The following is a 19,227-nucleotide window of genomic DNA, read 5'->3' on the forward strand; positions in this document are numbered from 1 at the left end:
GGCGGCATCGGCGGCGTGGGCAAGGCCAACGCCAAGGTGTATATGGAGAAGTCCACCGGCGTCACCTTCCGGGATGTGGCCGGCCAGGACGAGGCCAAGGAATCCCTGACGGAGATCATCGACTTCCTCCACAACCCCCAGAAGTACACGGAGATCGGCGCCAAGCTCCCCAAGGGCGCATTGCTGGTAGGCCCTCCGGGCACCGGCAAGACCCTGCTTGCCAAGGCCGTGGCCGGGGAGGCCAACGTGCCCTTCTTCTCCATCTCCGGCTCCGACTTCGTGGAGATGTTCGTGGGCGTGGGCGCGTCCCGTGTCCGGGACCTCTTCAAGGAGGCCAGCAAGGTGGCCCCCTGCATCGTCTTCATCGACGAGATCGACACCATCGGCAAGTCCCGTGACAACCGCATGGGCGGCAACGACGAACGGGAGCAGACCCTCAACCAGCTGCTGGCGGAGATGGACGGCTTCGACCCCACCAAGGGCATCATCCTCCTGGCCGCCACCAACCGCCCGGAGGTGCTGGACCAGGCACTGCTGCGTCCCGGCCGCTTTGACCGGCGCATCACCATCGACCGGCCCAACCTGGCGGGCCGCATCGCCACGCTGGAAGTCCACACCCGCAACATCCGCCTGGCGGAGGACGTGGATCTCAAGAAAGTGGCTCTGGCCACCGCCGGCTGCGTGGGCGCCGACCTTGCCAACCTGGTGAACGAGGCGGCCCTCCGGGCCGTGCGCAAGGGCCGCAAGCTGGTGACCCAGGAGGATCTGCTCTCTGCCTTCGAGCTGGTCATCGCCGGCACCGAGAAGAAGGGCAGCGTCCTCACGGAGTTTGAGAAGAAACTGGTGGCCTACCACGAGGTGGGACACGCCATGGTGGCCTACAAGCAGAAAAACACCGAGCCGGTGCAGAAAATCACCATCGTCCCCCACACCCAGGGATCTCTTGGCTATACCCTGCTGATGCCTGAGGAGGACAAGACGGAGCTGCGCACCAAGGACGAGCTCATGGCCAAGATCACCGTCTCCATGGGCGGCCGCGCCGCCGAGGAAGTGGTGATGAATACCATGACCAACGGCGCCTCCCAGGATATTCAGGACGCCACCAACGTGGCAAGGAACATGGTGGCCATGTTCGGCATGAGCGATGAGTTCGGCATGATGGCCCTGGCCTCCCGCCGCAACCAGTATCTGGACGGCGGCTACGGTATGGACTGCGCCCAGGACACCGCCGCCCGGATGGATCAGGCGGTCAAGGAGATCCTGGACCAGTGCTACAAGGCCGCTGTGGAAGTCATCCGGGACAACCGGGAAGATATGGACAAGGTGGTGGCCTACCTGATGGAAAAGGAGACCATCACCGGCGCGGAGATGGTGGCCATCATCGAAGGCCGGGATCCGGAGCTGGTGGAGAATCCCTACGCCTCCACCCGCTCTCAGGAGAACAGCTTCCGCCCCTCCACCCCGGACGTCATCGAGCCTGCCGCCAAGAAGGTCCACATGATCTCCCAGAAGATCCAGGCGCCGGAACCCCAGGAGGAGGCGCCCGCCCCGGAGGAGGGCAGCGGCGAAGCCCCCGCCCCGGAGGAAGAATCCAAATCCTCCGGACAGGAGCATCCGGATTCTCCGAACCAGCAGCAGTAAGTTTATCCCAGCAGACGGCGCACCGCTTTCCCGGTGCGCCGTTTTTTGAAAGCATTCACACCGATACGTTTGATCAGGAGGGATCCCACATGATCCGAAAAGCCCAAGAGACCGACCTCCCTGCCGTGGCCGCCATTTACGAGGCCATTCTGGACGGGGAGGAGCGGGGCCCCGTCTACACCAACTGGCAGCGGGGCAAATACCCCACCATCGACACCGCCCGGGACGCCCTGGAGGCCGGAACCTTGTATGTGGGGGAGTCGGACGGCAGGCTCTGGGGCGTGGTGAATCTCAACGGGGAGCAGCTGCCGGAGTATGATGAGATCCCCTGGAGCATCCCGGCGGAGCGGAACCAGGTGGGCGTCATTCACACCCTTTGCATCCACCCGGACTGCGCCGGACACGGCTACGCCCGGCAGATGGTGGACTTCTGCGAAGCAGAGGCCCGCCGCCTGGGCAAGACCGTCATCCGGCTGGACACCTGGGAGGGGAACCGCCCCGCCAACCACCTCTACCCCTCCCACGGCTACCGCTTTGCCGGGGCCACGGAATTCTTTTTCATGGGCTTCATCCATGAGACGCTCAACTGCTACGAAAAGTTGCTGTAAGCGGAACCCATTGCAGCCCAACGGGTTTCAGCCTTTGCTAACCATGGGTTGACAGTGTGAAAGCCGCCAGTTGGTGGCCCGGCAGGGGCTTTTTTTGCTATACTGGCGCCGGAAAGGAGGTCCTGCCTATGACCACAGGCGGGCGCATCGCCCAAAAGAGAAAAGAACAGGGACTCAGCCAGGAGGCCCTGGGAGACCGGCTGGGGGTATCCCGGCAGGCCATCTATAAATGGGAGAGCGACTCCGCCCTGCCGGAGATCGACAAGCTCATTGCCCTCTCCCGCCTCTTCGGCGTCTCTGTAGGGTGGCTGCTGGGAGTGGAGGAGCCGCCGCCGGAGGATGCCGGGGATACGGAAGGCACCGCCCCGGAAACGGCTGACGGAGAGCTGACACCGGCCCAGCTGAAGATGGTGGAGGAGATCGTAAAGCGGTACACCGCCGCCCTGCCCAAGCCTCTCTCCATCCGGCGCCGCAGGCTCTTCAAACTGGGCATCGCCGTTGGTTCGCTGTGTCTTGTGGGAATCCTTTACAGCCTTTTTGGGCGTCTGGACCAGCTGAATCAGCAGTACAACACCTTGCAAAACAACCTCTTCCAGGTGCAGTCCGGTGTGGACAGCCAGATGGGCTCCGTGTCCAACCGGGTGGAGGAGATCCTCAAAGCCCAGAACAGTCTGGTGGCGGATTATGGCGCGGAGATCGCCTCTGCGGATCTGGCCGCCAATCAGGTGACCTTCTCCGTCCGGGCTGTGCCCAAGACGTACACCCAGGGCATGACGGTGGAGTTCATCGCCGACGGCGGTGCCGGAGAGCCGGTACGTGTGGCGGGAGAACCCGGAGCGGACGGCGCTTTTGCCGCCGCCCTCACCTGCCCTTTGTCGGATGATCTCTCCATCTCCGCTATACTGATCCAGCCGGACGGCACCCGCTCCACCCAGCTGCTGGACCAGTTCCAGGGCCTGTACAGCGCCTCTTTGCCCACTGTGGATGTGATGAACTACGGCAGCGGCGATCTTTTGGGACTGCAGGCGGACCAGAGCGGCCTTGTGACGCTGCCGGAGGTCTATGTCACCGTCCGTCCTAGCTCTGACGGCGGAAAAGAGCCCATCGGCCAGGCGGAGATCGCAGCAGTCCAGGTGGGGCTGTTTCTGGATAAGGCCCTTGTCACCTGGCTGGACCCCTGCGAGCAGCCGGAGCACTTTCACGGGGAGTATGGCGGGGAGTCCTTTTATCACCTTCCGGAAGGTGTCCGGGCCACGCTGACAAAGGATACCGACCAGCTTCAATTTGCAGCGGTGGTGACGGATCCCTATGGCCGCCAGGCGGTGTACAGTGATATCCCTTACATCCTCTCCGACGGGGCCCTCACCTGGCCCGACAGTTCCGATATCAGTGACCACAACCCCGCCAACTGGGATTACGGCCAATAACCAGGAAGCGCCCGTGCAGACGCACGGGCGCTTCTTTTTTGTTTGGTTTAATTGTTGGCAGAAAAGACGTCGGCCACCTCGCTGATGGTGATGTAGGCGGTCTCGTCGATCTCGTGGACCAGGTCCTTGAGTTTCGTCACCTGGAAGCGGTTGACGATGAAATAGATCATGGTCTTCTTGGTGTTGGAGTAGCCGCCCCGGGCCTCCAGCCGGGTGACGCCGCACTCGAAGGTCTCCGTCAGAGTCTTGCACACGTCGTCGGGCCGGGTGGTGATGATCACCGCGCACTTGGCCCGGTCCAGGCCGTCCACAATGAAGTCCACCGTTTTCAACGCCGCCCCGTAGGTGACAATGGAGTAGAGGGGCAGGATCCAGTTTTGCAGCACGATGCCGCAGATGACATAGAGCACCACGTTGTAGATCATCACGAAGGTGCCCACCGTCACCCCCAGACGCTTGGCAAAGATCACCGCCATGACCTCGATGCCGTCCATGGCGCCGCCGAAGCGGATGGCCATACCGCTGCCCACGCCGGAGATCAGTCCGCCGAAGAGGGCGCACAGCAGCAGGTCCTGTCCCGCCAGGGGAGAGGCAAAGCTCACATCCACCGGCAGCACATCTGTGATGAGCCACGCCGTCAGGGAGTAGATGCAAACGGTATAGATGGCGTAGAGGGTGAACAGCGGCCCCTGCTTTTTGAGACCATACAGGAACAGCGGAATATTCAGCACCAGCAGGAAGATAGACAGCGTCAGCCACTCCGGCGTCACCTGGGCAAGCAGCATGGAGGTGCCGGAAATGCCGCTGTCGTAGAGCTTCACCGGCGATAGGAAGATGGTCACCCCGATGGCGTTGATGATGCCTGCCGCCGTCAGGGCGATCAGGTTGCGCAGGCGGAATTTTTTCAGCTGTTCCATAGGTCTCCTTTCTGTTCCGGGGATCAGGCCAGTTCCGCCTGACCCGTATAGAGCTGGTAGTAACGGCCGTGCTGGGCGATGAGGTCATCGTGGTCGCCCCGCTCGATGATCTGGCCCTGCTCCAGGACCATGATGGCCTTGGCGTTGCGGACCGTGGAGAGCCGGTGGGCAATGACAAAGACGGTGCGGCCCGCCATGAGGCGGTCCATGCCACGCTCGATGATCTTCTCCGTGTGGGTATCGATGGAGCTGGTGGCCTCATCCAGAATCAGCACCGGAGGATTGGCGCAGGCTGCCCGGGCGATGTTCAGCAGCTGCCGCTCGCCCTGGGAGAGGTTGCCGCCGTCGCCGGAGAGGACGGTGTCGTAGCCGTGGGGTAGGTGGCGGATGAAGGTATCCGCGCCTGCCAGCTGGGCGGCGGCGTGGACCTCCTCGTCGGTGGCATCCAGCCGTCCGTAGCGGATGTTGTCCGCCACGGTGCCGGTGAAGAGGTGGGTATCCTGGAGCACCACACCCAGGGAGCGGCGCAGGGAGTCCTTTTCGATATCCCGGACGTCAATGCCGTCATAGGTGATGGTACCGGACTGGATCTCATAGAAGCGGTTGATGAGGCTGGTGATGGTGGTCTTGCCGGCACCGGTGGAGCCCACAAAGGCGATCTTCTGGCCGGGCTTGGCATAGAGGGAGATATCGTGGAGGACGATCTTGCGGTCATCGTAGCCGAAGACCACATGGTCGAACCGCACGTCGCCCCGAACCGGCACCAGGGTGCCGTCCGGTTTTTTCCAGGCCCAGGCGCCGGTATCGTAGTTGGCTTCCGCCAGGTTGCCGCTGCGGTCTTCCGTGGCCCGCACCAGCGTCACCTTGCCCTCATCCACCTCCGGCTGAGTCTCCATAACTTCAAAGACCCGCTCGGCGCCGGCCACGGCGGAGAGGATGGTGTTCACCTGCTGGGAGATCTGGGTGATGGGCTGGCTAACCTGCCGGGTGTACTGGAGGAAAGCCGCCAGGCCGCCCAGGTCGCCGCTGCGGATGGCCAGGAGACCGCCCACGCAGCAGGTGATGGCGTAGTTGATATAGGAGAGGTTGCCCATGGCAGGCATCATGGCGCCGGCGTAAGCCTGGGCCCGGGTAGCCGCCTGGCGGTAGGCCTCGTTGCGCTCCCGGAAACCCTCCTTGGCGGCAGGCTCATGGTTGAAGACCTTGATGACCTTCTGACCCTCGATCATCTCCTCGATATAGCCGTTCACCGTGCCCAGAGAGGCCTGCTGCTGGGCAAAGTACCGGCGGCTGCGGCCGCCCACCACTTTCACCACCCACAGCATCACCACCAGCATGGCAAAGGTGATGAGGGTCAGCACCGGGCTCAGGACGATCATCATGGCGATGGTGCCCACAAAGTTCAGCGTGCAGGAGATGAGGCTTCCGAAGCTGTTGTTGAGGGCCTCGGAGACGGTGTCGATATCGTTGGTATAGCGGCTCATGAGCTCGCCGTGGGTGTGGGTGTCGAAGTACTTCAGGGGCAGATTCTGCATCCGGTCAAAGAGATCGGAACGGATCTTGGCCACCGTGTTCTGGGACACATGCACCATGATGCGGGCATAGCCGAAGGAGCAGGCCGCGCCGGTGACATACACCGCCCCCATAAAGGCCAGCATTTTGGCAAGGCCGGGGAAATCACCCGGAAGGATATAGTCGTTGATGAGGGGCTTGATGAGATAGGACCCGCCCACAGTGCAGGCGGAGCTGATGACCAGCAGGCCGGCCACCAGAATCAGATGGGCCTTATAGCGCCCCAGATAGCGCATGAGCTTGCCCAAAGTGCCCCGCAGGTTCTTGGGCTTTTGATAGCCGTGACGGCCCGGGCCGCCGCCGGGGCCCCGGGGTGCGGATTGATTTGTACGCTGTTCAGCCACCGATGCTCACTCCTTCCTGCTGGGACTGGTAGACCTCGCGGTAGATCTCGCAGGTCTTCATCAGCTCTTCATGGCTGCCCTGGGCCACCACACGGCCCTGGGCCATCACCAAGATCACATCCGCCTCGCAGATGGAGGTCACCCGCTGGGCGATGATGATCTTGGTGGTATCTTTCAGTTCATTGGCAAAGGCCCTGCGGATCTTGGCGTCCGTGGCGGTGTCCACCGCGCTGGTGGAGTCGTCCAGGATCAGCACCTTGGGCTGTTTCAAAATGGCCCGGGCGATGCACAGTCTCTGCTTCTGCCCGCCGGAGACGTTGACGCCGCCCTGGCCCAGATCCGTATCCAGGCCGTCAGGCATCTTCTCCAAAAATTCATCGGCGCAGGCAGCCCGGCAGGCGGCCCAGAGCTGCTCTTCCGTGGCGTTAGGATCGCCCCAGAGGAGGTTTTCCCGGATGGTACCGGAGAAGAGGGTGTTCTTCTGCAGCACCACACTCACCGCATCCCGCAGGTGCTCCATGGTGTAGTCCGACACCGGGCGGCCGCCCACCCTCACAGTACCCTCGGTGGCCTCGTAGAGCCGGGGAATCAGGGACACCAAGGTGGTCTTGGCGGAGCCGGTGCCTCCCAGGATGCCCACCGTCTGGCCAGAGCGGATGTGCAGATCCACATCCTGCAAAATCCACTCCGGGCTGGAGAGATCATACTTGAAGGAGACATGGTCAAAGTCGATGCTGCCGTCCTTTACCTCCGCGGGGGTGCGGGTACCGTCCTCCGCCACGTCGGTCTTGGCCTGGTCGTTGGTGATGGCAGGCTTCTCCTGGAGCACCTCGGTGATCCGGCGGGCGCAGGCGATAGCCCGGGTCATCATCATGAAGATCATGGACACCATCATGAGGGACATCATGATCTGGGTAATGTAAGTGAAGAAGGTGATGAGCTTGCCGGCCTCCAGAGAGCCGGCGTACACCATCTGGCCGCCGAACCACATGACGGCGATAATGGTGCCGTAAATAATGAGCATCATGATGGGCATGTTGATGACCACCATGCCGAAAGCCTTTTCGGCGTTGGACTTGAGATCCAGGTTGCGCTTTGCGAACTTCTCCCGCTCGTGATCCTCCTTCACGAAGGACTTCACCACCCGGATGCCGGTGAGGTTCTCCTGAACCACCAGGTTCAGCGCGTCGGTCTTCTCCTGCATGGCCCGGAACCGGGGGCTGGCCTTGGTGAGGATCAGCGCCACCGACACGATCAAAAGGGGCAGCGCCACCAGGAAGACATTGCTCAGCTGATAGCTGATGCGGATGGACAAAAACAGCGCCGCCACCAGCATCACCGGGGCCCGGACCAGCAGCCGCATGGCGAACATCAAAATCATCTGCAGGTTGTTGACGTCGTTGGTAAGCCGGGTCACCAGGGACGCCGTGGAAAACTTTTCGATATTGGAAAACGCGTAGTCCTGGATGTGGTCGTACTCTGCCGTCCGTAGATTGGCACCGAAGCCCATGCCTGCAATGGAGGAACAGGCGGCGGCTCCCAGGCCGAAGCACAGCGACACCATGGCCATGACCACCATCTGGAGGCCCTTACTCAAAATAAAGTTCTGGTCGCCGTTGGCGATGCCGATATCCACGATATCGCTCATCACCAGCGGGATCAGCAGCTCAAAGACCGCCTCCGCCGCGCTGCACAGCACACCCAGGCAGATCCACTTGGAATACGGCCGTGCGTGCGGCCAAAGTGCTTTTAACATTGTGCCCGATCCTCCTCGAGATTTTGAATGATACGTCCCAGAAGGCCCCGGAGCGTCTGCTCCTCCTGGGGTGTAAAGCCCCGGAGCATCAGCTCCTCCGTCTCCAGAAACCGCTTGCGGAACAGCGACTGCTGCTCCCGCCCCTTCTCCGACAGCGTGATAAGCCGCCGCCGGGCATCCGTACCGCTGACAGAGCGCTCTACCAGTCCCCGCTCCTCCAACCGGTCCACGATCCCGTTGGTGGTGGAGGGACGCACCTTCAAAAAGTCCGTCAGCATGCACTGAGGCGCCTGTCCCCCATTGTGCATCAGATACATCAGAACATGGGTCTGCGCGGGAGTCACGTCACAGCCCGTCAGCCGGGCATCCATCCGCTCCCGGGCAAGATGCGCACACCGGCCCAGCAAGGGGCCCAAGGGCACGGCAGGTTCCATAACCTCGCCTCCTTCGTTAGCCTGCTAAAAATTAGCATGCTAAATGTTAGCATGGAACCTCTGTCTTGTCAATGTGCACTTTGATGATATTTTTTGAACGAATTATGAACGAAAAATGGCTAAAATCCGCCCGCTTGTAAACAAATTGTGAAGCTTGGTTCTGCCCCGTTGACTTTCTCTCCGCCGCCCTGTATCATGAAATCACCAAGCAGGAAGCTTGATACACACACTACCATTTTCCCTCTCCTTTCTCTATATCATACAGGAAAGCGGAAGGCGCAAGCCGTCCGTTTTCCTGTATTTTTGCGTCTGCGGCCGATTCCCTCTGTCAGCCCCTTTCCCATCCCGCTTTTGATTTATTGAAAAACGATAAATTATCATTGACTTTCGATAACTTATCGTGCTATGATGCAGGAAAAGGAGGGAGCATCATGCCGCTATTCATGCACACCCCGCGCATCCGTTTTCCGGTGCGGGCTGCCCTCCGGGCCATGGTGGCCGCACTGGTGTTTTTGATACCCGGACTGGTGCTGATGGGCGGACCCGCAGCACTGACGGATCTGACCCTGTACGAGCGCTTCTGGGAGCTGCCGCTGCGGATTCTGGTGGTATTCGCTCTGAGCTGGAAGTGGATCTGGACATACGGATCCTCAATTCAGATTCTGCTGACACTGCTGCTGCTCTTTTGCGGTATCTGGGCATGGCGCCTGCTGGGTGCCAGCCGGTATGCCGCCCGCTCCCAGTCATAAGGAGGATGGATCATGCTGACTTCCCATGTACAAAAAATCGCCCAGGTGCTGAACATTCTGGTGCTGATCACATTCATCTGCAACCTTACGGCGCTGCCGCTGGTACCGGGACTGGTGCTGTTCCGCTTTAACCTGGAAAAAATCCAGTCGCTGTGGACATATGACTGGGATGACTGTCTGGGGAATTTTTCCCACGCCCTGGTCACATGGTGGACCCGCGGAGAACCCTACACCATTGTGCTGACGCTGTTTTTGCTGTTTGCGGGCATCTGCACCGCTGTGATCCTCTGGCAGGGACACCGGGTGCTGGGCACGATCCTGGAGGGGGCTCCCTTCTCTTTGGAAAATGCCGTCTTCCTCCGGCGCTCTGCCGTCAGTGCCTTTGTAATTTCCGCCGCAGCCCTGGTGCGGCTGGTATTCAGCATCTGCTACTACCGCTCCCCCGCCCCCCTGCTGACCTATAACGCCCTCTTTGTTCCCATCTTTGCCATGGCAGGTCTACTCTGTCTGGTGATGTCCGCCCTGTTCCGCCAGGCGGCGGAGATGAAGGCGGAAAACGATCTCACGATCTAAGGAGGCGCGTCATGGCAATCGTCGTGAATCTGGATGTGATGATGGCCAAGCGAAAGATGACCCTTTCCCAGCTTTCGGAGAAGGTGGACATCACTCTGGCCAATCTCTCCATTCTGAAAAACAACAAGGCCAAGGCGGTGCGCTTTTCCACCCTGGAGGCCATCTGCGCCGCTCTGGACTGTCAGCCGGGGGATATTCTGGAGTATGTACCGGATCAGGGAAGCTAAATCCCGCTCCGTCTTGCAACCGAAATTTTGTCCGTAAAGCGCGGACACCATCATAAGGAGAATTTCATATGTCTGATTCTGAAAACGCCCTGCCCACGGGAGGGCCGGCGAAGCCTGCCCAAAATCCTGCAACTGACCCCAAATTCACCTATGAGATTACCTCCCGGGAACGGCTGTTCCTGCCGATAACGGCGTGTTTTTGTGTGCTTCTGGCGGACACCTTCCTCTGGTACGGCCCCACGGCAGGGCTGACCGCCGCGGTATTTGCCTGGTACCTTCTTTTACTGGGGTATCTGGGCCCTGCCGCCTTCTCCCGGCCGGAGAGCCGGTGGGTAGCCGCGGAAAACCTGCTGCTCTCCGTCACCCTGGCCCTGAGCTCCAACTGGGCCTTCCGGATCTGGAACATGCTGGCGCTGCTGGTACTGCTGCCGGTACAGGCCATTTCCCTCTCCGGCGCCGGTCGGCTCCCCTGGCACCGTCCCGCCATGCTGTGGGAGCGGCTGGGGCTGCTGCTCTGGGGGCTTTTCGGCCGTCTGGGAGCAGCGTTTGCCGCTCTCTCCCGCCCCCGGCAGGGTAAGCGCGCAGCGGGCGTGATCCTGGGCATCGCCGGGTCGGCGGTGCTGCTGATGATCCTGGTACCGGTACTCTCTTCCGCCGATGCGCTCTTTGCCTCCGCCACCGTGGAATTGCGCCGGTTCGTGGCAGAGCACCTGACGGAGGGTCTCTGGAAACTGGTACTGGGTATGATCCTGACCCCGTTTTTCTTCGGCTTTCTCTACTCTCTCCGCCACCCCATCCCCCTGACCACTGCACCGGAAAAGGCCTCCAAACACGCCGACGCCCTGGCGTTTGTCATCATATTGGCGGCACTTGCCCTTTTATACCTGGCTTTTCTGTCTATCCAGATCTCCGGTGTCCTGGGCGGGGCAGCGTATCTTGCCCAGCGGGGCATCTCCTACGCCGACTGGGCCCGCAGCGGCTTTTTCCAGATGGTGGCCGTCACAGCGGTCAATCTTCTGGTGCTGCTCTCCGCCGTGACCATCTCGAATCCTGCGGGCAGAAGCTGGATGGCGGTGCGGCTGCTGGCCACTCTGGTGACCGTCCAGAGCCTGGCGCTGCTATGCTCCGCTGCCTGGCGTATGACGCTGTATGTAGGGGCCTACGGCCTCTCCTTCAAGCGCTGCATGACCTACTGGGGCATGGCGATGATGGCGGTGTTCCTGGTGATGGCCCTCATCAAGTGCTGGCGTCCGGCCTTCTCCTTCTTTCGCGCCGCCTTTCCGGCGGCGCTGGCGGGATGGCTGGTCATCAACTGCATCCCCATTGACTACCTGGTGGCCCGGGATCAGGTGGACCGGTACCTGGGCGGGGAGAGCCCCTCGGTCAGCATCTACTACCTGGCCTACGATCTCTCCTATGACACCCTCTCCCAGCTGGAGCGGCTGGATCCTCGACGGGATCTGGCGGACTATGAGCCGGGAGCCTGGGCGCCGGGGGATACCCTGGGAGATCTGCTGGAGCGCCGCCGGGACGATGCCCGGGGAGAATGTGATTGCTGGCAGACCTGGTCGCTGTCTGCCTGTCTGGCTGCAGGAGGTGAAGCGTGATGGTCTCTCGGACCGGCCGGGCGGAAAAATGCTCCCGCTCTCCATTGCGCCGGACACTGCCGGGGCTGATCGCCGTGCTTGCAGCGGTGGTAGCCCTGCTTGTGATAACAGCGTGGCCCGTGCTTTCGTCGCTGCTGCATCCGGGGGACTATACCGCCACGGTAGCTCTCAACTGGGGGCTGTCCCTCCCCAGCGGCAGCCAATGCGTCTATGGAGCGGATTCCGGCTCCAGCTTTCACGGGGACGGGACACGCTATCACGTTCTGGACTATCCGGAAAACAGCACCGTGAATACGGCCCTTTCCTGGCAGGGTGCTCCATCGGAGGCTCACGCAGAAGCCATGACGCAGCTGCTGGACGGCCTGTCCGTACCGGAGGAGGAGCGCCCGGACATAGCCCGCTGCCGCTGGTATTCCGCCACTGACCCAGACGATCCCAGAAACCGGCTTGATCTGCTGCTCTCCCCCTCCGGCACCCGGCTCTATATCCTGGAATCCTTTTTCTAAAAAACAACGGCGTCCTGCCAAAGCAGGACGCCGTTTCCGTTCTTCCACGAGGGACTCTCTTACCGATGGCCCAGCAGCCGGGAGATATTGGCCGCAGTCTGGCACACCTCCCGAATCATCATCTCCCAGTCCTCCTCCATCCGGTAGGTGGGTCCGGAGATACTCACGGCCGCCGCCACCCGCTGGTTCATATCGTAAATGGGAGCAGCTACGCAGGAAAGTCCCTCCTCGATTTCTCCGTCATCCACGGCAAAGCCACGCTGCCGGGCCAGAGCCAGAGCCTGGCACAGCTGATCCGGGTCTGTGATGGTATGGGCGGTCAGGGGCCGGGCGGCCTCCGCCATCCACTGGCAATACTGGTCGATGTACGCCGGGCTCTGTCCTGCCAGCAGGATCTTGCCGCAGCCGGTGGCATAGGCGGGGACCCGGCTGCCCACCCGGGTGTTGCACACGATGGAGCGGTGGGTTTCCACCTTGTCCAGGTAAAAAATCTCATGATCCAGCAGCACACTGAGGTGGATGGTCTCCTGAGCCGCCTCACTCAGCCGCTCCAGCTCCGGCCGGGCAGTACGCCGCAGGTCCGACTGCCCCATAATGGCGCTGGCAAGCTGCAGCAGCCGCGGGCCCACCCGGTAGCTTTTGCGAATGGGATCCTGCTCCAGATATTGGCGCTCCGTCAGGGTAGAGAGCTGCCGGAACACCGTGGTGGTGGGCAAGTCCAGATGCTCCACCAGAGCCTTGAGCGTCCACTCTGTATCCGTATCCGTAAAGCACTCCAGAATATTGAGGGCCCGCAGGATACTGGACACCTGCTCTTTCGCCATGGTATGTTCCTCCTGTTTTGTCATTCCGCTTTGCGGAATCATTTTCTTTTGGAGAGAGTATATCACATTCCGGCAAAAAGGGAAATCCCGCCGGGTATATTTTCAAAGCAAATCCTCCCCGGCCGGAACGCTCCCCTGTATACGGTCTCACGGGCAGCAAAAAGCCGCTGCTTTGGGCAGCAAAAAGCCGCTGCTTTGGGCAGCGGCTCTTTGCCGGGAAACGGAGAAAAAAGAAAGGTATCAAAGGAAAATCAAATGCCCTCCCGGTGCAGGAGTTCCAGGATTCTGGCGTCGTCCTCCACCGTGGCATTGGGCATAGGGAAGGTACCGGTGCTGGTGGCGGCAATGCCCCGCAGCTTGCAGGCCTCCTTGATGACCGGCAGGAAGGGGCTGCGCACAGCGTAGAGATCCATGAGCCGGTCGATGCTCTGCTGACCCCGGGCGATGCCCGCCAGGTCGTTGTCCCGGAAGGCACGAACCCAGGCGGTGCAGATCTCGGGCACCACATTGGAAAGAGCGCCGATGCAGCCGTCGCCGCCTGCCAGGACATTGTGGGCAAAGTTGTCGTCGAAGCCGGAGTAGATCTCAAAGTCCGGCACCTGGGACTTCACCTGCTTGATGAGCTCCCGGGTGTGATCCATACCGGAGACGGTATCCTTCATGCCTACAATATTGGGATGCATCCGGGCCAGCTGAACCACCGTTGCCGGAGGGATGGTGTAGCCGGTGTTGTCGGGGAAGTTGTAGATGTAAATGGAGCCGTGGATCTGCTTGGCCAGCCGGTCATAATACTGCAGCAGGGCCTCGGCGCCGAAGTGGAAGTAATAGGGCGGCAGGATCATCACGGCGTCGGCCCCGGCATCCAGGCAGTAGTTGGAAAAATTCACGATCTCGTCGGCCACCATGTGGGAGGTGCCCATAATAAGCTTCACCCGGTGATCCACTGCCTCAATGGCGAACTTGGCCATCTGGCGGCGCTGATCCATGGGCATGGCGAAAAACTCGCTGGAGCTGCCCTCCACCAGGATGCCGTCAATCCCCTGCTGGATCAGATTTTCAAACAGTTTGCGCTGGCTCTCCAGATCCAGGCTTCCATCCTCGTGGAACAGGGTGATGGCGGGAGTCAAATAGGCTGCTTTCATATCCGGTTCTCCTTTCGCCGCAGCGAGCAATTCCGTTATACGGAATCGTTTTCCAAATTTAGCTGATAGAAAAATCACCCGGAAGTGATGGCGCCAGTGTATCCCTATTTCCAGAGATTGTCAAGACTTTCCCAGGCAAAAAAGCCTCCAAATTTTCATTTTTGTGTAATAGCTACAACTTTTTTTAAAAAAACATGCACCATACAGGAATAGCTACCAGAGAAAATACCGTGGACACCGTGACGCAGCTGGCGGCAAAGGCGCTGTCGCACTCATACCGGGAGGCGAGAATAGCCGTGGTAGCCCCGGCAGGCATGGCAGCCAGCACCACAGAGACCGCTGCCGGTAATCCGTCAAGTCCTGCCAGGCGGCAGCCGGCAAACACCGCCAGGGGGATCACCACCAGGCGGATCAGGGAATAGTACAACACCGTGGGATCCAGGAAATCCCGCCAGTGGAGCCGGGACATCAGCATGCCCACCAGGAACATGGAAAGGCCCGTATTGCAGTCTCCCACCGCCCGGATGGTATTGTCCACCACACCCGGCAGCCGCAGCCCCGTGAACATCAGCACGGCGCCCAAAAACACCGTCACGATGCACGGATGGGTGAAAACCCGCTTCCACACATCCCGGCCGCTGCTCTTTTCGAAAAACGCCACTCCCAATGTCCACATGGCCACCCGCTGGGGGATCAGGTAGATGGAGGCCAGCACCACGCCGGGCGCCCCGAAGAGGCCCTGGGCCACCGGGGTACCCAAAAAGCCCGCGTTGGAACAGATGACGGCATACTGCAGCACCGGCTGCCGACCGGCGGCGCAGCGGCGGAAGGCAGCATGGGCCAGCAGCCAGCACCCCACCTGGATCACCAGGGACGATACCGCCACCTGGATGCTCTGGTGCAGCAGTTCCGATGTAAGCTCCACTTCAAAAGAGGTGATGATGCTGCAGGGCAGCACCAGGTCGATGACTAGATCCGTCAGTCCCTTTTGGAAGCCGCCGTCCAGAATCCCCCGGCGGCTGAAAAAAGCTCCCAGGGCCATCAAAAGGAACAGCTGGCCCTGGAGGGCCAGCAGCGCGTTCATATCTACCATGGGTATGCTCCTCGCCTTTAATCTTCTTTTGCCAGTTCTTCCTCCAAAAGACGCAGGGCCTCCTGCAGGTAAACCTGCATAGGCTGGGACGGCCCCACCGCCAGACGGATGCTGCACCGCTGGGAGGGCAGTAGGATCTTGACGGCTCTGCTGCCGCCCACCGCCTCCGCCATTCTGGGTGTCACCTCACCCAGCAATCCGTTGGGGGTCAGGATCCCCACGGGGCCCAGGATCATAGCCGCCTGGGCGGCATTGAACACCACCGCGTTCTCCCCGGTGGCGCCGTCGCTGGCGCCGCCTTTGAGCATGGCGGCGGTGGCCAGGGCATTGGTGCCCAGGGCCCGCAGCCGCAGCTCCGGGTGGGCCGCCCGGATGGTCTCTGCCAGGGCCCGGCCGATGCCGCCTCCCTGGCCGTCCATAATGACGATCAACGGTTCTCTCACGCCTTCATCTCCTCGTTCTCTCTGTTCTTTTCAGGATAGCGTCCCTGCCGCCGGATGTCAATCATTTCCGGCAGCCCGGCAGGGACCCTCCAGCGCCGCCCACAGGCGGAACAGGTCTCCCGCTGCCGCCCGCAGATCTTCTTTGGCCGTCAGGCGGGCCTGCTCCCAGGGGATCGCCCGGCGGTTGGTGGAAAACATGGCGGTGACGCCCTCCTCATAGGCCGCAGCGGCACCGGGGGCAATGTCTCCCACCACAGCCACCACCGGAACGCCCGCCTTTTTGGCCCGGCGGGCCACGCCCACTACCACCTTGCCCCGGAGGCTCTGGCCGTCAATGCGGCCCTCTCCGGTAATCACCGCCCGGGTTCCGGGCAGCAGGGCGTCAAAGCCCGCCGTATCCAGCACCGCGTCGATACCCATTTGCAGGCGGCTGCCCAAAAAGGCCGCCATGCCGCCGCCCATTCCTCCGGCGGCACCGGCGCCGGGCAGATCCAGGATCTCTACGTCCAGATCGGCCCGCACCACCTCCGCCAGATGATGCAGTCCCCGGTCCAGCCGCTCCACCGCCGGGCCGTCCGCCCCTTTCTGGGGGCCAAACACCGCCGCGGCACCGTTGGGGCCGCACAGGGGATTGTCGATATCACACATGGTGACGATCTCCACGCCTGCCAGAGCCGGGGCAAGGCCGGTTTTGTCGATGTGGGCGATGCGCTCCAGGGTGCAGCCCACCGGGATGAAGGCCTTCCCCGCTTCGTCTAGGAACCGCACTCCCAGCGCCGCAGCGCAGCCGCAGCCGCCATCGTTGGTGGCGCTGCCTCCCAGGCCCAGGATGATCTTCCTGGCCCCCGCCTCCGCAGCGGCCAGGAGCAGCTCGCCCACCCCGTAAGTGGTGGCACCCTCCACATCCAGGCGGCCCTCCAGCAGGGGGAGGCCCGCGGCCGCCGCCATCTCCACCACGGCGGTGGTGCCGTCGCTCAGGAGGCCGAAAAAGCCCTCCATAGGCGCCCCGTCGGGCCCCGTGCAGGACACCCGCACACGGCGGCCCCCCATGGCCTCCAGGAAGGCGTCCACGCTGCCCTCACCGCCGTCCGCCACCGGCAGGGAGATCACTTCCGCCTCCGGCATCCGCTCCAGCAGCTCCGTCCGCAAAATCCCGCAGACCTCCCGGGAGGACATGGTTCCCTTGAAGGAATCCGGCACCAGAATCCACTTTGACATCTCCCTCACCCTTTCCCCTGGTTTTTTAAGAGAATTTTCCCATATTCCCCCGGCTGTGTCAACCGGCAGCTCCCCCGGGACATTTTCCTTGACGGCAGCCGCCGGAACTGCTATAATTTTTTCATAATTGCGGATCAGAAGACCCGCCCGGCTGCGGCACGCAGCCTTTTTCCCTGCGCAACCGGAATCAAGGCGGCCAGAGCCGCTTTCATGTCTGAAGACATACCCATAAGGGGTGTGTCTTTCTTTTTTTCACTTGCTACTGCGAGGTGTTGATTTGGAACTCAAAGACTTTTTTACAGAGCATCCCCGGGGGGCCCTGGCCCTCTCCGGCGGGGCGGACTCCGCCCTGCTGTGCTGGGCGGCGGGCCGCTGGGGCAGCGGCTGGCAGGCGTTCTTTGTGCACAGCGTCTTTCAGCCCGCCTTTGAACGCTCGGACGCCCGGGCCCTGGCCCAGCAGTGCGGTGTGCCCCTGACGGTGCTGGAGGCGGACGTACTGTCCCTGCCGGCGGTGGCGGCAAACCCCCCGGACCGGTGCTACCACTGCAAACAGGCCATCTTCTCCGCCATTTTGGAGGCGGCGAAGGCAGCGGGGCTCCCCCTGGTGATCGACGGCACCAACGCCTCCGACGATGCCTCCGACCGCCCCGGCATGCGGGCCCTGCGGGAGCTGGAGGTGCGCTCACCCCTGCGGGAGTGCGGCCTTACCAAGGCGGACGTCCGGCGCCTGAGCCGGGAAGCAGGGCTCCCCACCTGGGACAAACCCGCCTATGCCTGTCTTGCCACCCGCATCCCCACAGGGACACCCTTGCGGCAGGATGATCTTGCCCGGGTGGAGCAGGCAGAGGCCGCCCTGGCCGCCCTGGGTCTGCGGGACTTTCGGGTGCGGCTGCGTAACGGCGGCGCCTTGGTGCAGGTGACGGCTGCTCAACAGCCCTTTGCCCAATCTTCCTGGCAGCAAATTGCGGCGGCGCTGGAGCCGCTGACCGGCAAAGCGGAACTGGATCCCCAGCCCCGCACACCCTCGGATTAACAGGAGGCAACACATATGAGCGACAACAAGCACGATATTTTAACGGTCCTGCAGGACGTCCGGGACGGAAACCTGACTCCCGAGGGGGCGCTGCTGCGGCTGAAACTCTCCCCCTTTGAGGATCTGGGCTATGCCAAGGTTGATTATCACCGGGCGGTGCGCCAGGGGGCGGCAGAGGTGATCTTCGGCCAGTCCAAGACCACGGAGCAGATCCTGGGGATCCTGGGATCCATGGAGCGGCGCGAGTGCACCAACGTCCTGGTGACCCGGATCAATCAAGAGACCGCCGACGCCCTGTCCGAGCGCTTCCCGGTGCGCTACAACGCCCTGGCCCGGCTGGCGGTGGTCTTCCCCAAGGCATTGGAGGGCCGGGGCAGCATCGTGGTGGCCACCGGCGGTACCAGCGACATGGGGGTGGCCGAGGAGGCCGCCATCACCGCCGAGGCCCTGGGCAACGCCGTCACCCGGCTCTATGACGTGGGTGTGGCGGGGCTGCACCGGCTGCTGGCCAATCTGGAGCCTCTCATGAGCGCCCGGGTGGTCATTGCCGTGGCAGGCATGGAGGGAGCGCTTGCCAGCGTGGTGGGCGGCCTTGTGGACTGCCCCGTCATCGCGGTGCCCACCAGCGTGGGCTATGGCGCCTCCTTCGGCGGCGTCAGTGCCCTGCTGTCCATGCTCAACTCCTGCGCCAGCGGCGTGAGCGTGGTGAACATCGACAACGGCTTTGGCGCCGGATACCTGGCCAGCCGTATCAATCAAATGGAGGGAATCCAATGAAAACGCTGTATCTGGAATGCAATATGGGCGCAGCAGGCGATATGCTGACCGCCGCCCTCTATGAGCTGCTGGATGAGCAACAAAAAGCAGACTTTCTCAAGACCATGAACGGCCTCCTGCCCGGCGTCACGGTGGAGGCGGTGCCGGCGGTAAGCTGCGGGATCGCGGGCACCCGCATGGAGGTGCGGGTCCACGGAGAGGAGGAGGAGAGCCATGACCTCCCCATGGGCGCTCCCATCCCCAGTGTCCACGAGCATCCTCATGACCACGAGCATCCCCATGACCATGAGCATCCCCATGACCATGAGCATCCCCATGACCATGAGCATCCCCATG

Annotated in this window: 20 protein-coding genes; 11 read left to right on the forward strand and 9 right to left on the reverse strand. The window is 62.0% G+C overall.

The window, feature by feature from the left end:
• The 3 genes from ftsH to ACT67G_RS07785 form a co-directional block, all read left to right on the forward strand.
• On the forward strand, positions 1-1,641 hold a 1,641-nt coding region (ftsH, locus tag ACT67G_RS07775), incomplete at its 5' end, for an ATP-dependent zinc metalloprotease FtsH (protein ID WP_443663872.1).
• Between the two features lie 89 nt (positions 1,642-1,730).
• Entirely contained in the window at positions 1,731-2,249 is a 519-nt protein-coding gene (locus ACT67G_RS07780; protein WP_325246581.1) for a GNAT family N-acetyltransferase, read from the forward strand.
• Between the two features lie 128 nt (positions 2,250-2,377).
• Positions 2,378-3,676, forward strand: a complete 1,299-nt coding sequence (locus ACT67G_RS07785; RefSeq protein ID WP_443663873.1) for a helix-turn-helix domain-containing protein — start codon at positions 2,378-2,380, stop codon at positions 3,674-3,676.
• A 47-nt stretch (positions 3,677-3,723) separates the two neighbouring features.
• On the opposite strand, the gene ACT67G_RS07790 is transcribed toward ACT67G_RS07785, so the two are convergent.
• The 4 genes from ACT67G_RS07790 to ACT67G_RS07805 all read right to left on the reverse strand — a co-directional run bounded on the left by ACT67G_RS07790 (position 3,724) and on the right by ACT67G_RS07805 (position 8,699).
• Entirely contained in the window at positions 3,724-4,593 is an 870-nt protein-coding gene (locus ACT67G_RS07790) for a YitT family protein (protein ID WP_443663874.1), read from the reverse strand.
• A 23-nt stretch (positions 4,594-4,616) separates the two neighbouring features.
• Complete coding sequence (locus ACT67G_RS07795) at positions 4,617-6,401, reverse strand: ABC transporter ATP-binding protein (protein WP_443663897.1); 1,785 nt, start codon at positions 6,399-6,401, stop codon at positions 4,617-4,619.
• 100 nt (positions 6,402-6,501) lie between these two features.
• A complete protein-coding gene (locus tag ACT67G_RS07800; protein WP_443663875.1) occupies positions 6,502-8,265 on the reverse strand; it encodes an ABC transporter ATP-binding protein in 1,764 nt (587 codons plus the stop codon).
• On the reverse strand, positions 8,259-8,699 hold the full coding sequence (locus tag ACT67G_RS07805; protein WP_443663876.1) for a MarR family winged helix-turn-helix transcriptional regulator: 441 nt from the start codon (positions 8,697-8,699) through the stop codon (positions 8,259-8,261). The genes ACT67G_RS07800 and ACT67G_RS07805 overlap by 7 nt, the downstream gene beginning before the upstream one ends.
• Positions 8,700-9,130: 431 nt before the next feature.
• Here ACT67G_RS07805 and ACT67G_RS07810 point away from each other — a divergent pair, with 431 nt between their 5' ends.
• The 5 genes from ACT67G_RS07810 (at position 9,131) to ACT67G_RS07830 (ending at position 12,361) form a co-directional block, all read left to right on the forward strand.
• Positions 9,131-9,448 carry a hypothetical protein gene (locus ACT67G_RS07810; RefSeq protein WP_443663877.1) on the forward strand — a complete coding sequence of 106 codons (318 nt, stop codon included), beginning with the start codon at positions 9,131-9,133 and terminating at the stop codon, positions 9,446-9,448.
• A 12-nt stretch (positions 9,449-9,460) separates the two neighbouring features.
• Positions 9,461-10,021, forward strand: coding sequence for a DUF2975 domain-containing protein (locus ACT67G_RS07815; RefSeq protein WP_443663878.1), 561 nt, complete (start codon positions 9,461-9,463; stop codon positions 10,019-10,021).
• An 11-nt stretch (positions 10,022-10,032) separates the two neighbouring features.
• Entirely contained in the window at positions 10,033-10,248 is a 216-nt protein-coding gene (locus ACT67G_RS07820) for a helix-turn-helix domain-containing protein (protein WP_325246304.1), read from the forward strand.
• Between the two features lie 68 nt (positions 10,249-10,316).
• Positions 10,317-11,855, forward strand: coding sequence for a DUF4153 domain-containing protein (locus tag ACT67G_RS07825; RefSeq protein WP_443663879.1), 1,539 nt, complete (start codon positions 10,317-10,319; stop codon positions 11,853-11,855).
• Positions 11,855-12,361 (forward strand): hypothetical protein, encoded by a 507-nt coding sequence (locus ACT67G_RS07830; RefSeq protein WP_443663880.1) that lies wholly within the window; start codon positions 11,855-11,857, stop codon positions 12,359-12,361. The genes ACT67G_RS07825 and ACT67G_RS07830 overlap by 1 nt, the downstream gene beginning before the upstream one ends.
• Before the next feature lie 59 nt (positions 12,362-12,420).
• Here the strand turns inward: ACT67G_RS07830 and ACT67G_RS07835 are convergent, their stop codons facing one another.
• The 5 genes from ACT67G_RS07835 to ACT67G_RS07855 form a co-directional block, all read right to left on the reverse strand.
• The gene (locus tag ACT67G_RS07835; protein ID WP_443663881.1) at positions 12,421-13,185 is read right to left on the reverse strand and encodes an IclR family transcriptional regulator; all 765 of its coding nucleotides are present in this window, start codon (positions 13,183-13,185) and stop codon (positions 12,421-12,423) included.
• A gap of 251 nt (positions 13,186-13,436) precedes the next feature.
• A complete protein-coding gene (locus ACT67G_RS07840; RefSeq protein ID WP_443663882.1) occupies positions 13,437-14,327 on the reverse strand; it encodes a dihydrodipicolinate synthase family protein in 891 nt (296 codons plus the stop codon).
• Positions 14,328-14,511: 184 nt separating this feature from the next.
• Positions 14,512-15,420, reverse strand: a complete 909-nt coding sequence (locus tag ACT67G_RS07845) for an AEC family transporter (protein ID WP_443663883.1) — start codon at positions 15,418-15,420, stop codon at positions 14,512-14,514.
• Positions 15,421-15,437: 17 nt separating this feature from the next.
• Complete coding sequence (locus tag ACT67G_RS07850; RefSeq protein WP_443663884.1) at positions 15,438-15,863, reverse strand: DUF3842 family protein; 426 nt, start codon at positions 15,861-15,863, stop codon at positions 15,438-15,440.
• Between the two features lie 57 nt (positions 15,864-15,920).
• Positions 15,921-17,081: a glycerate kinase family protein gene (locus ACT67G_RS07855; protein WP_443663885.1), complete on the reverse strand. Its 1,161-nt coding sequence runs from the start codon at positions 17,079-17,081 to the stop codon at positions 15,921-15,923.
• 277 nt (positions 17,082-17,358) lie between these two features.
• On the opposite strand from ACT67G_RS07855, the gene larE reads away from it, so the two are divergent.
• The 3 genes from larE to larC all read left to right on the forward strand — a co-directional run.
• On the forward strand, positions 17,359-18,114 hold the full coding sequence (gene larE, locus ACT67G_RS07860) for an ATP-dependent sacrificial sulfur transferase LarE (protein WP_443663886.1): 756 nt from the start codon (positions 17,359-17,361) through the stop codon (positions 18,112-18,114).
• A 15-nt stretch (positions 18,115-18,129) separates the two neighbouring features.
• Entirely contained in the window at positions 18,130-18,891 is a 762-nt protein-coding gene (larB, locus tag ACT67G_RS07865) for a nickel pincer cofactor biosynthesis protein LarB (protein ID WP_325247768.1), read from the forward strand.
• The coding region (gene larC, locus ACT67G_RS07870; protein WP_443663887.1) for a nickel insertion protein at positions 18,888-19,227 on the forward strand (340 nt) is incomplete at its 3' end. The genes larB and larC, both read left to right, overlap by 4 nt.

It is taken from the genome of Dysosmobacter sp., from assembly GCF_052306735.1.
GTDB lineage: Bacteria > Bacillota > Clostridia > Oscillospirales > Oscillospiraceae > Oscillibacter.